Raw genomic sequence first — 14,222 nt, 5'->3', positions numbered from 1 at the left:
GCTCACCGGCGAGGCATTGCTGCGCAGCCAGCGGCTACTCGTCCGAGACGGCTGCGGCGACGACCGGCTGGCGGAGGATGGTGCGCAGCTTCTCGGGTGCGACCCTGCGGGCGTCGCTGAGGTAGATCTCGTGATGCTTGGCGACCATGCGCAGCCCGTTGGCCGGGATGAACTCGTCATGCATCCTGGTGAGCAGCTCGGTCTCGTCGTCGAACGAACCCACGTGCAGCGTCTGCACGCACCGGCCCTCGGACAGGGTCTCCAGTCGGATCTCGCCGAGCCGGGCCGGTCGTTTCTTCTTGTCGACCTGCGCCACGGCGGCGGCGAACATGTCCTGGTCGATCCAGTCCGGCGTCATGATCATCAAGGTCCAGTCCCAGCGGGACTTGTCCCGCGTCGTCGTGAACGAGTCCATGTCCGTCGCCCACCACAGGCCTTCCAGCGGGGTGACGACGTAGTCCCGTCCATGGTCGCGCTTACTGGCGAACTTCAGCTTGTAGGCCACCGGGTAGAGCGCCTCGACCGCTTCGGCGAACGCCGGTGCGGTGTTCGGGTCGCCGTGCCCGTCGATCATGAGGTACTGCAGGTCTGGTACCGCCACGATCCGGAACTCGCCGCGTTTCGCCTGGTAGGAGTCGAGACTCTTCGTGAAGTCAGTCTTGTTCGTCATCGGGTTCCTCCGACTCGGCTGGCGAGCCACGACCTCTCTGCCTCGAGAAGGCTCAGTGCGTAGGAGAAGACCTCGCGTGCCGGGGACGCGAGGGGGACCGGCGCCTGCTCGGCCTGCCGAACGGCGGTGATGCGGGCGTCGACCTGGGCGAGACGCGCCCGCAACGCCTGGGCGTACTCCGGCGCGGAGAGCAGCGGCAGGTTGGCGACGCCGACCAGGAACGGGCTCGGGACGGGATGCAGCTCGGTGACGAGGGCGAGCGCGGTGCGTGCCGCCGCCTCTCGACCTGCGCCGGTGGCGTGGAAGACGCGGCGAGACCTCGCCGCGACGGGAGCCGCCGGTACGTGGACCAGCCCTCGGCCCTCCAGCTTGGTGAGCAGGTAGTAGATCGACGAGAACCCGATGTCCGTCCACTGCCGGACACCGCGCCGCTCGATGACCCGTTCCAGGTCGTAGCCGTGCTGCGGGCGTTCGATGATCAGGCCGAGCACGGTCAGCTCGGACGGGGTCAGCTCCACACCCGTTATTCTAGCGCTAGAATAGATGTCGGCGGGTCGGGGTGCCCTCGTGATCGTTCCCGGGGTGTTCTGGCAGCTCAGGACGCCGACGGCCTCCGGAGGCGGCCGTGGGTGCGACTGGAGACGCGAGACGAGGGCTCGACCCGAGCGGGGCCACCGGGTCCGCGCCGTGGCGGCGAGAGCCGCAGGTCGGATATGCGGAATCCTGCCCACGACGACGGTCGGTGCCGTGCGCCGGGCCGCAGAGATCACTTCCGTCGACCACGACGACCGCAGAATCAGTACTCTTGACCGTCGACGGGCTTCTCGTCGGACGAGCGGGCCTGCCTGCTGTGCGCTGTGCTGTGGAGATCGACGATCAGGTGAAGGCGGTCACGAATTCTCGCCTGCGGCCGATGGCGGATGGTCGCGGGGGACGGGCCGCCGAAGCGGACGAGCGTCAGCGCCAGCCCGACCTCGCCACGTGGGTTCCGGCAGATCAGCGAGTGCGGCAAGCCCGATCGCGGCCGCGGAGTTCACCGCCGATGCGCTCGTCCCTCGACTCGCCCGCGATCCCCGAACGCCGCGCACCGGCCTCCCGTCGGCGACGGCCGATCATCCGGGCCGCCCGCGACGAACTCGCCCGGCCGGGATACCCCGGACCCCATACGCCGCAGGTAGAACAGCTTCGTTCAGACGAGAAGGACCACGATGACGACGACGCACGACCATCCGACTCCGCCACTGAGCCGGGCCATCGCACCGGACCTCGCCCGCGGACTCATGCTCCTGTTCATCGCGCTGGCCAATGTTCCCTGGTTCCTCTACGGGGAGCCCACCGCGCTCGGCAGCGTCCACCGGCCTGATGCGACCGGCCTCGACGTGGTGTGGCAGACCATCGCGATCGTCGCGATCGACGGGCGAAGCTATCCGCTCTTCGCCTTTCTCTTCGGATACGGCATCTGGCAGCTCTACCTGAGGCAGGCGGCGGCAGGCGTCGAGGAGAAGTCCGCGCGGCGGCTGCTCCAGCTCCGTCACTTCTGGATGATCGTCTTCGGCGCGGTGCACGCGGCGCTGCTCTGGCAGGGCGACGTCGTCGGCGCCTACGGTCTCATCGGCCTCATCGTGGTCTGGCTGTTCCTGCGGCGCACCGACCGGACTCTGCGCAGGTGGATCATCGCGCTCGGCAGCCTCCTCGCGATCGTCACGGCACTGGTGTCGCTGGCCGGGATGACCGCCCCGGATGATCTCGACATGGCCGAGGCCGCGCTGCCGCAGTTAGCCGCGATGACCTCGTACGTCGACTCGATCACGTCTCGATTCCTGTTCTGGCTCACCCTGGCGGTCGCGCAGGGCGTGCTGAGCCTCGTGGTGCCGATCGCCGTGCTCCTGGCGATCGTCTGCGCGCGTCGTCGGGTGCTCGAATCACCGGAGACCCACCGACCGCTGCTCCGACGCACCGCGATCGTCGGCATCTCCGTCGGCTGGCTCGGCGCGGTGCCCTCCGTGCTCGTGCACCACGGAGTCTGGGACCTGCCAGAGTGGTCCCCAATCCTGCTCCATGCGCTGACCGGGCTGTTCGCCGCACTCGGCTATGCGGCGCTGTTCGCTCTCATCGCCGCACGCTTCGCGACGACACGCACGCCCGGCCTGCTGGTCCGTGGCCTGACGGCCGTCGGCAAGCGGTCCCTCTCCTGCTACCTCCTACAGTCGGTGATCTTCGCGCCGCTGTTGTCCGCCTGGGGCCTCGGGCTGGGCGGCGTCCTCGACGAGTGGCAGGCCGCGCTGGTGGCGGTGGCGGCGTGGCTCGTCTCGATGGCCTTCGCCGTCCTGCTCGAACGCGCAGGCAGGCGCGGACCCGCCGAGTGGCTGCTGCGCGCCCTCGCCTATCGCGGACGTCGGTCCATCGCGACGCCCGTCTCGTCCTGACCAGGCCGGACACCTGGCATGCACCGTCGCCGTCGGGCTCCGACGGCGGCGCCGCATCGATGACCTTCCGGCGTGATCTGTGAACCGAATCACCACGGCGACGTTTGACTGTGCCGTTACGGCCGGGTGTCTGCTGACCTCCGAAGCGGTTTCCGCCGACCATCACGCCGCTATGGAGGAACTTGTGAACAGATCCCGACATCCGGTGGCTGTCTCGGCCGCGGCCGCTGTCGTACTCGCCGCGACCGGTGCGATGGCAGGCTCCGCCGTCGCCGAGCCTGCGACCGGTGCGGTCGCCACGGCCGACAAGTCGGTCACCCACGAGGAGAACGACCGCGTCCCCGAGGGTGCGGCCTGGACGCAGCACTACTTTCCGTCCTCGGACGGCTCGGAGGTGGAACTGCACGCCGACGTCCTGCTGCCCGCAGACCTGGCCGAGGGCGAGCAGGTGCCGGTCATCCTGTCGGCAGGCGCGTACTTCGGACACTCCGGGCAGACCGACGTCGAAGACTGGACGCACACCGGCCCCTCGGACCGCTTCAACGACTTCATCGAAGGCACCGACCTGTTCGACCGGGGCTACGCCTTCGTCATGGTGGACACGCGCGGCTTCGGCGGCTCCACCGGCTGCCTCGACTTCGCGGGCCCCGGCGACGAGGCCGACGTCAAGGCGGCGATCGACTGGGCCGCGGACCAGTCCTGGTCCACCGGCGCCGTGGGAATGTACGGCAAGTCCTGGGACGCCATCACCGGCCTGATGGGCAACAACCTGGATCAGGACGCCCTCAAGGCCGTCGTCGCCCAGGAACCCATCTGGGACCTGCAACGCAACATCCGCTCGAACGGGGTGCCCCGCACCACCATCGTCAACACGGCCAACGCGTACAACAAGATCGCCGAGCTGCCCCAGATGCCGGACGACGATCCCCGCTATCTGGCGAACGCCGCGTACGAGGACGACAACCCGATGTGCATCGTGGAGAACCTGCTCGGATACCAGAACGCCGACCCGGAGTCGGAGTACTGGCGGGCCCGCGACTTCGCGGAACACGCCAAGGGCACCGACACACCGCTGTTCGTGACCCAGGGCTTCCTCGAGTGGAACACCGAGCCGGAGGCGATGCAGGAGTTCCTGGAGAATCACGAGGGACCCCAGCGCGGCTGGCTCGGCCAGTGGGACCACGTGCGCGGCAACGACCGTGTCGAGGACGGCAGACTGGCCATGGGCCGCGAGGGCTGGTTCGAGGAGACGATCTCCTTCTACGACCAGTACCTCAAGGACGTCGAACCGTCCGTCGAGTACCCGAACTTCGCCGTTCAGGACAGCAACGGCACCTGGCGCGCCCAGGACTCCTGGCCCGTCACGGACAGCGCCGCCACCCTCCCGATCGGCGGCGGCTCCTACCTGGACGACGGCGCCGAGGCCGGCCCCACGGACGAGAACACGTTCGTCCAGTGGTCCGAGCCGCTTGAGCAGGACACCCGGATCACCGGCACGCCGCGCATCTCCCTGGCCGCCGGGGGATACGGCGACCTCATGGTCAAGCTGTACGACGTCGCCCCGGACGGCAACGCGGTCATGTTCGACGAGCAGGTCTCCCGGGTGAAGCCGGGCGCGATGGGCTTCGATCTCAAGTCGACCGACTGGACCATGGCCGCAGGCCACTCCCTGGCCGTCGAGATCGGCACCATCCAGCCCGGCGGCGACTGGCTCAAGACCCCGGCCCACGAGACGATCCAGGTCGACGACGTCGAACTCGAGCTGGCCCTGGACGACCCGGCCGATGACAACGGCGTCCCCGGCGAGCGGGCACCGTACCTGGACACCTATCTGGCGGCGTGGAGCAAGGAGCTGCCCATCGGCACCCCGTCCTTCACGGTGCCGCCCGCCAGGGGCTGATCCGACCCTCCGCACGGGGGTGCGCAAGCCAGGCCCCGCCGCTTCGACCCCAGCGGCGGGGCCTGCATCCGTGGCGTGGACGCACTCCGAGGTCGGCCGGTCATGCCCGCCAGATGCCCAGCGCCCGCGCCATGAGGCTGAAGGGGACGGCCTGCCCCTTGACCTGGTTGACGGTGCCGGTCAGATGCAGCTGGAGTTCCGGGCAGTGAAAGAGCCACGTTCCGGTGGCTCCCGAGTGGCCGATGAGGGTGACAGGGCGGCGCCCCCCGGACACGAGACGACCGACCTTGTAGAACATGGTGCCCAGTCCGTAACGCAGGATGGGAATGTTGCGCAGGCGGTTGCGTCGCTCGGTGAGCAGCCCTCGGGAGTGCGGGTCGCGGAAGAGGTCGCCGCGAAGCAGTGCCCGTTGGAAGGCGAGCAGGTCGCCGGTGGTGCTGAACAGGTCGTTGCTGGACTCCAGCAACGAGGTCAGTTCCACGGGGGTTCGGCCCGAATAGAGCGGGAGCAGTGCAGTGGTCGTCGCGCCTGCCGGGCGGTGACCGGGTAACCAGGTGCTGGTCAGGCCGAGCGGCTCGGTGATCCGTTCGGCGAGCAGATCGGCGAACGGCCGACCGGTCACCGTCTCCAGGATTCGAATGAGCAGCTGGAAGCCGGTGTCGGAGTAGCGCGCCTTCTGTCGCGGGGCAGCGAGATCCTGCGGTGCGAAGTGCGGACGTTGCCGGTCGCGGGTGGTCCTGATCACGTCCTCGAAGGTCCAGGCCGTATCCCGACCGGCGAGCAGGTGCTCGTTCAGACTGGGGCCGTCGCGACGCCTCTCGAAATGGTCCGGCAGCCCGGAGGTGTGGCTCGCGAGGTGCCGCACGGTGATCGAGGACGTGCGGTCGACTCCGCCGAAGACGTGCAGACCCGTGATCGTGTTCGCGGGCAGATAGTCGGTGATCGGCGCAGCGAGGTCGATCTCCCCGCGCTCCTGAGCCTGGAGCACCAGCGTGATGACGAACCGCTTGGTGATGCTCGCGATGAAGAACGGAGTATCGGGACGCAGCGGATGCGCGATGGTGTCGGCCGGACCGGCGGCGGCCGACCAGCGCTGCGTGCCGTCGTCGCTTGCGACGGCGACGGCAGCCTGGCGAATCCCGCCGCGAGAAGCGAGCTCCGCGAGCAGGTCGGTCAGTCGCGTGTCCACGTCGGCGGGCACGTGGTTGTCGGGTGCCTGCGTCATGGCGAGCGGCGCTGTCACGGGGTGGTCCTCCTCGGCGGATAGACATCTCTCATAGACATGTCTATGAGAGACTATAGGCTAGATTCGACGCATGGCACACGTGATCCTCGGCCTGCTCCTGATCGCGCCGCAGAGCCTCTACGACCTCATCAAGGCATTCGAGGCAGGCGTCGCGCTCCTCTACAGCGCCAGCTCGGGCAGCATCAAGCGCGCCCTGGACTCCCTGCTCGAGCGTGGTCTCATCGAGGTCGCCAGCGTCGAACCCGTCGGCCGAGGCAGGAAGGTGTACCGCGTGACCGAGGCCGGTCGGCGGGAGTTCCACACGTGGATGACGAGCGAGCTGTCCGGATCGGATCTGGAGGGCGCAGCGCTCTCCCGGCTCTACTTCCTCGGCCTGCTGGACCAGCCAGAACGCGCGCCGGTACTGCACCGCATCGAGACGCGCATCGTGGCCGACCTGGCGAAGCTCTCGGAGCTCGACGAACGCGTCAACGCCGCCGACGTCCCCGAGGAGCTTCGCGAGGTCGCCACCTACCAGCGTGCGACCCTCGACTACGGCCTCGCCTCGCTGCGGTTCATGCTCGGCCGGTTCCGCGACCACATCGATCGCGACGAAGCGCAGCGTCGTTCGTGACGGTGATCACGACAGCCGGGCAGGGTCGATCGCCGTCCGCCGTAGTGGCCGGGAGGTCGGTGTGGCCGGGAGGTCGGTGCGGCGGGGACCGAACAGGGGACAGGCGTCGGGGATCGGCGGCGAACCGCGGTCGGATACCGTGGTTCCAGCGTCGCGTGTCGGTGGCAGGCAGTGCCAGGCATGGAGGCGTCGAAGCACGAAGGAGCGCGACGATGACCACGTCGTTCCCTTCGCCCTCGTATGGCTGAGGGCGAGAAGGCCAGGCTGACCGCCTGGAGTCATGAACTGCGCGCCGTTCATCAGCGACTGCGCGAAACTCTGCGAATCACCCGGGACGCGGTGCGCGACGGCGAGACCGCCGGGTCCGCCACCCGCGATCTGCTGCTGTTCTGCCACGGCTTCTGCGCTGCGCTGACCGATCACCACGAAGGCGAAGATCGCAGCCTGTTCCCCGCCATCGAGGCGGCGCATCCAGAGCTGCGCGAGACCCTGCGACTGCTGGAGCAGGATCACTCGATGATCGCCTATCTCCTCGCCGAGCTGCAGACGGCCGTCGAGCGAGCCGCCTCCCCGGCCGAACTCGACCAACACCTCGAGGGGATCGCCGCGATCATGGAGAACCACTTCCGCTACGAGGAACGCAGCCTCCTGTCCGTGCTCGACACACTCGGACTCGACGCGAACCCCCGTGACGTGCTGAGGCCGCTGTGAGCCGTTGGTGACTGGTTGGCCGTCGCCGTGACCGTCTTCGGCTGCGGGCGCGGCGGCGGTCGCAGGATCGAGGCCGTCGAAGATTGATGCTCGGCGAGGTCTTTGCTCACTGGTGATGACCAGTGACGCCCGCCATGCCTGATTGGCTGGGGTGTTGGGCGAAACGCAAGCCGAGCGGCCCATGCAAGCGGCCGTGGGCCGCTCTGCTCCGCGTGGCGTGATCTTGTGGGGCGGGTGGGGCTCGAACCCACGGCCAAGGGATTATGAGTCCCCTGCTCTAACCGACTGAGCTACCGCCCCCGGCGCCGTCGACCTGCGCGTTCGGAGGGGGAACCTCGTCGCGCGGATCGGGCGATCGTGATCCTAGCGAGTCTCGGGAGGCGCGGGTTCGGTGACCGGTCGGAGTCGGTCAACGGCTCGGCGGGCCGGGTTGCGGTGGTTGAATTCTGAACGATTCCGCAGCTGTGGTTGATCGGATGCGGGCGACCGCGCCGACCCGGCCGACCGCACCACACATCGACAGGAGAAGAACCGACACCTGCGAAGCAACCCAGAATCCACCCTCGTGGGGCGACCGACCGTCGCATGGCGAGGACGGCTGCCGCGGTCGGAAGCCGGCGAGGCCGCCGGTAGTGCCGCGTGTTCCTCGACCGGCCCCCGCTGATGTGCCTGGTAACCGGGGTCTCTGACGGGCTCTCTCACGCAGTCCCGGAGAATCCGCGACCTCGCCCGACCGAAAATCACCGACAGCGGGCCTGAGCCGAAGTATTGCGGCCGCGCACGGAATGTCGCGAGACTTGCACGATGCGTCTTCGCCGCGCTCATCGGGTCCTGGCCGTCGCCGCCGCTACGGTACTGCTCGGTCCCGCTATCCCGCTGACTCTGCCGCACGCGGTCGGAGATACGCCGCCGACCGCGAAACAGCCGGTGGCCGTTGGCGACTTCGGTGCGGTGTCCAGCGTGGACGCGGACGCCACGGCGATCGGGATCGACGTGCTGCGGCGCGGGGGCAACGCGGTGGACGCCGCCGTGGCCACCGCCGCCGCGCTGGGCGTCACCGATCCGTTCTCCGCGGGCATCGGGGGCGGCGGCTTCATCATGTATTTCGACGCAGCCTCCGGGCGGGTGCACACCCTGGACGGCCGGGAGACGGCGCCCGCCGCCGTCGACGAGAACCTGTTCCTTGAGGACGGTGCTCCGTTGCCGTTCTCCGAGGCTGTCACCAGCGGGTTGTCGGTCGGGGTCCCGGGCACTCCTGCGACCTGGCGGGACGCCGTCGAGCGGTGGGGCACGCGTTCGCTCGCCGCCCTGCTGCGGCCCGCGACGCGGCTCGCCGAGCACGGGTTCGTCGTGGACTCGACGTTCCACGGGCAGATCGCCAACAACGCGGACCGGTTCTCCGTCTTCCCGGCCACTCGCGACCTGTTCCTGCCCGACGGCCACGCTCCCGCAGTCGGCTCGGTCTTCCGCAACCCCGATCTCGCCGACACCTATCGGCTGCTCGCCCGCTCCGGAGTGGACGCGTTGTATCGCGGGGAGATCGGCGCGGACGTCGCCGCGACGGTGCAAGAACCGCGGGTCGACCCGGCTTCGGACCGCAACGTCCGCCCTGGCGCGATGACGGTGGACGACCTTGCCGGGTATCGCGTCGTGCCGCGTGATCCCACGCATGTCGACTACCGGGGGCTGGACGTCTACGGCATGCCTGCCCCCTCCTCCGGCGGGCTCACCGTGGGGCTGGCGCTGAACATGCTGGAGCGCTTCGACCTTGCGAACGCCTCGGAGACCGACTACCTGCACGGCTATCTGGAGGCCAGTCGGATCTCCTTCGCCGATCGGAACCGGTGGATCGGCGACCCGGACTTCGCCGACGTGCCCGCCGTCGAGTTCGCCGGACAGGAGTTCGCCGACAGCCGGAGCTGCCTGATCGACCTCGAGGCCGGGCAGGCGTTGACCAGTCCCGTCGCCCCCGGCGATCCGCGCAGTCCGGAGGCCTGTGGCAGCCACGGCCCGCCTGCGCCGACGCCTTACGAGGGGGAGAGCACCACCCACCTGACCGTGGCCGATCGCTGGGGCAACGTGGTGGCCTACACACTGACTATCGAGCAGGAGGGCGGCAGCGGCATGGTGGTGCCCGGTCGCGGCTTCCTGTTGAACAACGAGCTGACCGATTTCTCGTTCACGCCGGTCACGCCCGGCGTTCCGGACCCGAACCTTCCCGATGCGGGCAAGCGGCCGCGCTCCTCGATGACACCGACCATCGTGCTCCGCGACGGCGAGCCGCTGCTGGCCGTCGGGTCTCCGGGTGGCACCACGATCATCACCACGATCCTCGGGGTGCTGCTCCAGCGGTTGGACCGAGGCCTCTCGCTGCCTGCGGCCGTCGCCGCGCCACGCGTCTCGCAGCGCAATGCCGCCACGGCCGGGGTCGAGCAGGCGTTCCTCGACCTGCCCGCCGTCGCCGAGCTGCGGGACCGAGGCCAGGGGTTCGCCACGCAACCCTCGTCGATCGGTGCGGTCACCGGGGTGGAGCGGCTGCCGGACGGACGGTGGCTGGCCGCCGCCGAACCGGTGCGCCGGGGCGGTGGCGCGGCTGCGGTCGTGCGGCCAACGCCTGCGGATCAGACCGGTTGAGGACCGGTGCGGACGGGCTGTGCCTGCGGGCAGGCGGAGCCGGCGGGTAGGCGACGGCGGCGGGCAGGCGACGGCCGGGATGCCGTCGGAAGCAGGGCACTGCGGACCGATGTGCTTCGGCACCGCCGGGCAGACCGGCCTGCGGCGGCCCTGCGGTGGTAACGGTGTCCCGATCGGGACATGCCACGCAGGCTCGACGAGGCCGGCTGTCTTCGCGGTTCAGGCGCAGGAGACCCGTCGGCCTCGGCCGCCGGCTGCGCAGATGGCCGGATCCGGCCTGACTGCGGGGGCCGGACGGCCTGCGGAGGTCACCGATCGCCTGGGCGGGCACCCCGGTGCGCCTCGGGTGCCTGGGTGGTCAGGCCGCCGCGCTGCACGGGGTCGAACGGCCTCTGCTGCCGCGATCGGGGACGGCGGGCATCCGGGCACTGGCGCCTGTCCAGGCAGCGCACGCGCTCGGCGTCAGGCGTGCGGTTCGACTCAGAGCCCCCTTCATCGATTGAGGCCGCCGCGCGCTCTCTTGACGACCTTCACCCAGCGGTGACAGCATTTCGCGCACCTCGATGGTTACGTAAACATCGGCCCCCGAAGGCGATGGAGCCTCCGGTGGTGGGAGCTAGGGAGCCACATGACAGCGCTGTCATCGCCGCCGGTAGGGCGGTCGAGACGCTCGGCCTCCGGAGCCGGTCAGGCCGATCGTCGATCCTGGGTCGGCTGGGGCTTCATGGGACCGTTCATGGTCGTCTTCGCCCTGGTGTTCCTCGCGCCGATCGCGTATTCGATCTATCTGAGCTTCTTCCGGGACAAGCTGGTCGGCGGCAACTCCTTCGTCGGCCTGGAGAACTACCAGCGGGCCATGGCCGACCCACAGTTCTGGCAGGCTTTAGGCCGGGTGGGACTGTTCCTGGCCGTGCAGGTGCCGATCATGCTGGGCATCGCGCTGCTGGTCGCGCTGGCGATCGACAGCGGCAGGCTCTACGGCCGGAGCTTCTTCCGGATCTCGATCTTCCTGCCCTACGCGGTGCCCGCCGTGGTCGCCACGCTGATGTGGGGCTTCATGTACGGCACGCGCTTCGGGCTCGTCGGCAACATCAACGACGCCTTCGGCATCACCCTGCCCAACCCGCTGTCGCCGGATCTCGTACTCGCCTCGATCGGCAACATCGTGACCTGGGAGTTCATCGGGTACAACATGCTGATCTTCTACTCGGCGCTGCGCGTCATCCCGCACTCGCTCTACGAGGCGGCGGAGATCGACGGAGCCGGGCAACTGCGGGTCATCACCTCGGTGAAGCTGCCCGCGATCCGAGGCGCGATGGTGATCGCCACGATCTTCTCGATCATCGGGAGCTTCCAGCTCTTCAACGAGCCCAGCATCCTGCAGAATCTCGCGCCGAACGCGATCAGCACCTACTTCACGCCGAACCTGTACACCTTCTCGCTCTCGTTCGCCGCGCAGCAGCACAACTACGCGGCGACGGTCGCGATCCTCATGGGGCTCGTCACGATGGTCATCGCCTACGCGGTGCAGCTTCGCGGCATGCGAAAGGACGTGTGAGTCGATGAGCACCCCGGTCACCACCGCCCCTCGGAGCAAGGGGCCCGGATACGCCCGGCTGCGGACGCCGCGACGGCCGAGCACGGTCACCCGCCCGCGTCGCAGCGTGCTGCTCACCGTGCTCACCGGCCTCATCCTCGTCTACAGCCTCCTGCCGCTCGGCTGGCTGCTCATCAACGCGACCAAGACGCCGGGCGGGCTGTTCGACTCCTTCGGCCTGTGGTTCGCCGAGGACTTCGCGCTCTGGGACAACATCGTCGCCACCTTCACCTACGACGGCGGCGTCTTCGCCCGCTGGCTGGCCAACACGCTGCTCTACGTCGTCGTGGGCGCGGGCGGCGCGACCTTCCTCGCGGTGCTCGGCGGCTACGCGCTCGCGATCTTCGACTTCCCCGGCAAGCGCGCCGTCTTCGCCGTCGTCATCGGCGCGGTCGCCGTGCCGGGCACCGCGCTGGCCGTCCCGACGTTCCTGATGTTCAGCCGGATGGGGCTGACGAACACGCCGTGGGCGGTGATCATCCCCTCGCTGATCACCCCGTTCGGCCTCTACCTGATGTGGGTCTTCGCGGCGCAGGCGATCCCTCGGGAGCTGCTGGAGTCGGCGCGGATCGACGGTGCGGGGGAGATCAGGAGCTTCTTCCGCATCAGCCTCCCGCTGCTGGTGCCCGGCACGGTCACCGTCCTGCTGTTCAGCATGGTCGCCACCTGGAACAACTACTTCCTGCCGCTGATCATGATCAGGGATCCCGACTGGTTCCCGCTGACCCTGGGGCTCAACGCCTGGAACGCCCAGGCGGCGACGGCGGGCGGCGAGGTGGTGTTCCACCTGGTGATCACCGGTTCGCTGATCACCATCCTGCCGTTGATCGCCGCATTCCTGCTGCTTCAGCGCTACTGGCAGTCGGGTCTGGCCGCCGGGAGCGTCAAGGAGTGAGCGCCGACGCCCCTCGGCAGCCGCCGGTCCTCGCCGCCCAGGCGGGCCTGCTGCCCATCGTCCACGTTCGACACCGACAGCGAAGCGAGCTGAGTCGATCATGAACACGAGTCCCCGCCGCCTCGCGCGTGGCATCGGAACCGCTCTCGTCGTCGTCCTCGGCCTGACCGCCTGCGGCTCCGGTGGCGACGACGGTCCCACCTCGGCCTCGGCGGCCGAGATCCAGGCCGCGCTCGACGAGGGCGGCTCGATCACCGTGTGGGCCTGGGAGCCGACGCTGGCCCAGACCGCCGTCGACTTCCAGGAGCTGCATCCGGGCGTGGAGGTCGAGATCGTCAACGTCGGCACCGGCGACGACCAGTACGCCGCCCTGCAGAACGCCCATTCCGCGGGCAACGGCGGTCCCGACGTGGCACAGATCGAGTACTTCGCGCTGGGACAGTTCTCCGTCTCCGGAGCGGTGTCGGACCTGGCGGGCTTCGGGGCGGGCGATCTCGAAGACCTCTTCTCGCCGGGGCCGTGGAACTCGGTGACCGGCGGCGGGGGAGTGCACGCCCTGCCGATGGACTCCGGGCCGATGGCACTGTTCTACAACCAGGACCTCTTCGAGGAACACGGCGTCGAGGTGCCGACCACCTGGGAGGAGTATCTCGACGCGGCGCGTGCGCTGCAGGCTGCGGACCCGGACGTCTACATCACCAGCGACAACGGCGAGGCGGGCCTGACCACCAGCCTCATCTGGCAGGCGGGCGGGCGCCCCTTCACCGTGGACGGCACCAGCGTGGAGATCGACTTCTCCGATGAGGGCACCGCCCGCTACACCGAGATCTGGCAGCAGCTCATCGACGAGGACCTGGTCTCGCCGATCAACTCCTGGACCGACGAGTGGTACCAGGGGATGGCGGACGGCAGCATCGCCAGTCTCGCGACCGGGGCCTGGATGCCCGCCAACCTCTCCTCCGGTGTCCCCTCCGGCGCGGGATCGTGGCGGGTGGCGCCGCTGCCGCAGTGGGCGGCGGGCGAGTCCGCCGAGGCGGAGAACGGCGGCAGCGGGCTGGCCGTGCCGACGGCGAGCGGGAACAAGCTGCTCGCCTACGCCTTCATCGACTACGTGACGACCGGAGAGGGCGTGGTCACCCGCCTGGACGCCGGGGCCTTCCCGGCGACCGTCGCCGAGCTGGAGTCCGAGGAGTTCCTCTCGGCCGAGCTGCCGTACTTCGGCGGCCAGCAGGCGAACCAGATCTTCGCCGACGCGGCGGCCGGTGTCGCCGACGACTGGTCCTACCTGCCCTATCAGGCGTATGCGAACTCGATCTTCAACGACACCGTCGGTCAGGCCTACGTCTCGGACTTACCGCTGGCCGACGCGTTGGGCCGTTGGGAGGACAGCGTGTCGGCCTACGGCGTCGACCAGGGCTTCGACGTCGGCTGAGCACGGCGGGCGGTCCGGCACGGCCGAGTCCGTCCGCAGGTCGCGCGTCCGAGCTCGCCGCGCGGACGCCGTGACCACCCCGACGACGGGAGGGCCTG

11 protein-coding genes and 1 tRNA gene are annotated in these 14,222 nt (G+C 69.3%); 8 read left to right on the top strand and 4 right to left on the bottom strand.

Annotated elements, in window-relative coordinates; translation table 11 throughout:
- Positions 1-34: 34 nt before the first annotated feature.
- A complete protein-coding gene (locus UA74_RS24375; RefSeq protein ID WP_075742341.1) occupies positions 35-670 on the bottom strand; it encodes a GyrI-like domain-containing protein in 636 nt (211 codons plus the stop codon).
- A complete protein-coding gene (locus tag UA74_RS24370) occupies positions 667-1,188 on the bottom strand; it encodes a PadR family transcriptional regulator (RefSeq protein WP_075742340.1) in 522 nt (173 codons plus the stop codon). Before UA74_RS24370 ends, UA74_RS24375 begins: the two co-directional genes overlap by 4 nt.
- Positions 1,189-1,878: 690 nt before the next feature.
- Here UA74_RS24370 and UA74_RS24360 point away from each other — a divergent pair.
- Both UA74_RS24360 and UA74_RS24355 read left to right on the top strand, forming a co-directional pair.
- A complete protein-coding gene (locus UA74_RS24360; RefSeq protein WP_075765560.1) occupies positions 1,879-3,096 on the top strand; it encodes a DUF418 domain-containing protein in 1,218 nt (405 codons plus the stop codon).
- A gap of 184 nt (positions 3,097-3,280) precedes the next feature.
- Complete coding sequence (locus tag UA74_RS24355; protein WP_232237417.1) at positions 3,281-4,996, top strand: CocE/NonD family hydrolase; 1,716 nt, start codon at positions 3,281-3,283, stop codon at positions 4,994-4,996.
- Between the two features lie 100 nt (positions 4,997-5,096).
- Here the strand turns inward: UA74_RS24355 and UA74_RS24350 are convergent, their stop codons facing one another.
- On the bottom strand, positions 5,097-6,239 hold the full coding sequence (locus UA74_RS24350; RefSeq protein ID WP_198042853.1) for a serine hydrolase domain-containing protein: 1,143 nt from the start codon (positions 6,237-6,239) through the stop codon (positions 5,097-5,099).
- Between the two features lie 73 nt (positions 6,240-6,312).
- Between UA74_RS24350 and UA74_RS24345 the strand changes: the two genes are divergently transcribed.
- Positions 6,313-6,855 (top strand): PadR family transcriptional regulator, encoded by a 543-nt coding sequence (locus tag UA74_RS24345; protein ID WP_075742336.1) that lies wholly within the window; start codon positions 6,313-6,315, stop codon positions 6,853-6,855.
- Positions 6,856-7,095: 240 nt separating this feature from the next.
- Positions 7,096-7,566 carry a hemerythrin domain-containing protein gene (locus UA74_RS24340; RefSeq protein WP_075765554.1) on the top strand — a complete coding sequence of 157 codons (471 nt, stop codon included), beginning with the start codon at positions 7,096-7,098 and terminating at the stop codon, positions 7,564-7,566.
- 226 nt (positions 7,567-7,792) lie between these two features.
- On the opposite strand, the gene UA74_RS24335 is transcribed toward UA74_RS24340, so the two are convergent.
- Positions 7,793-7,866: transfer RNA gene (locus UA74_RS24335), tRNA-Ile, on the bottom strand.
- A gap of 504 nt (positions 7,867-8,370) precedes the next feature.
- On the opposite strand from UA74_RS24335, the gene ggt reads away from it, so the two are divergent.
- The 4 genes from ggt (at position 8,371) to UA74_RS24315 (ending at position 14,124) form a co-directional block, all read left to right on the top strand.
- Complete coding sequence (ggt, locus tag UA74_RS24330) at positions 8,371-10,200, top strand: gamma-glutamyltransferase (RefSeq protein ID WP_075742320.1); 1,830 nt, start codon at positions 8,371-8,373, stop codon at positions 10,198-10,200.
- Positions 10,201-10,828: 628 nt separating this feature from the next.
- On the top strand, positions 10,829-11,758 hold the full coding sequence (locus UA74_RS24325; protein WP_075742319.1) for a carbohydrate ABC transporter permease: 930 nt from the start codon (positions 10,829-10,831) through the stop codon (positions 11,756-11,758).
- 4 nt (positions 11,759-11,762) lie between these two features.
- The gene (locus UA74_RS24320) at positions 11,763-12,692 is read left to right on the top strand and encodes a carbohydrate ABC transporter permease (RefSeq protein WP_075742318.1); all 930 of its coding nucleotides are present in this window, start codon (positions 11,763-11,765) and stop codon (positions 12,690-12,692) included.
- 100 nt (positions 12,693-12,792) lie between these two features.
- Complete coding sequence (locus tag UA74_RS24315) at positions 12,793-14,124, top strand: ABC transporter substrate-binding protein (RefSeq protein ID WP_075742317.1); 1,332 nt, start codon at positions 12,793-12,795, stop codon at positions 14,122-14,124.
- The last annotated feature ends 98 nt before the right edge of the window (positions 14,125-14,222 follow it).

This window comes from Actinoalloteichus fjordicus (assembly GCF_001941625.1).
Taxonomy (GTDB): Bacteria; Actinomycetota; Actinomycetes; order Mycobacteriales; family Pseudonocardiaceae; genus Actinoalloteichus_A; species Actinoalloteichus_A fjordicus.
The sequence above is the reverse complement of the archived record's forward strand: the minus strand, read 5'-3'. Positions and strand labels throughout refer to the sequence as shown.

What these genes read in the sequence shown, in the direction of transcription:
- UA74_RS24375 (WP_075742341.1), bottom strand. Translation starts at nt 670, where the DNA reads ATGACGAACAAGACTGACTTCACGAAGAGTCTCGACTCCTACCAGGCG.
- UA74_RS24360 (WP_075765560.1), top strand. Translation starts at nt 1,879, where the DNA reads ATGACGACGACGCACGACCATCCGACTCCGCCACTGAGCCGGGCCATC.
- UA74_RS24345 (WP_075742336.1), top strand. Translation starts at nt 6,313, where the DNA reads ATGGCACACGTGATCCTCGGCCTGCTCCTGATCGCGCCGCAGAGCCTC.
- UA74_RS24340 (WP_075765554.1), top strand. Translation starts at nt 7,096, where the DNA reads ATGGCTGAGGGCGAGAAGGCCAGGCTGACCGCCTGGAGTCATGAACTG.
- ggt (WP_075742320.1), top strand. Translation starts at nt 8,371, where the DNA reads ATGCGTCTTCGCCGCGCTCATCGGGTCCTGGCCGTCGCCGCCGCTACG.
- UA74_RS24325 (WP_075742319.1), top strand. Translation starts at nt 10,829, where the DNA reads ATGACAGCGCTGTCATCGCCGCCGGTAGGGCGGTCGAGACGCTCGGCC.
- UA74_RS24320 (WP_075742318.1), top strand. Translation starts at nt 11,763, where the DNA reads ATGAGCACCCCGGTCACCACCGCCCCTCGGAGCAAGGGGCCCGGATAC.
- UA74_RS24315 (WP_075742317.1), top strand. Translation starts at nt 12,793, where the DNA reads ATGAACACGAGTCCCCGCCGCCTCGCGCGTGGCATCGGAACCGCTCTC.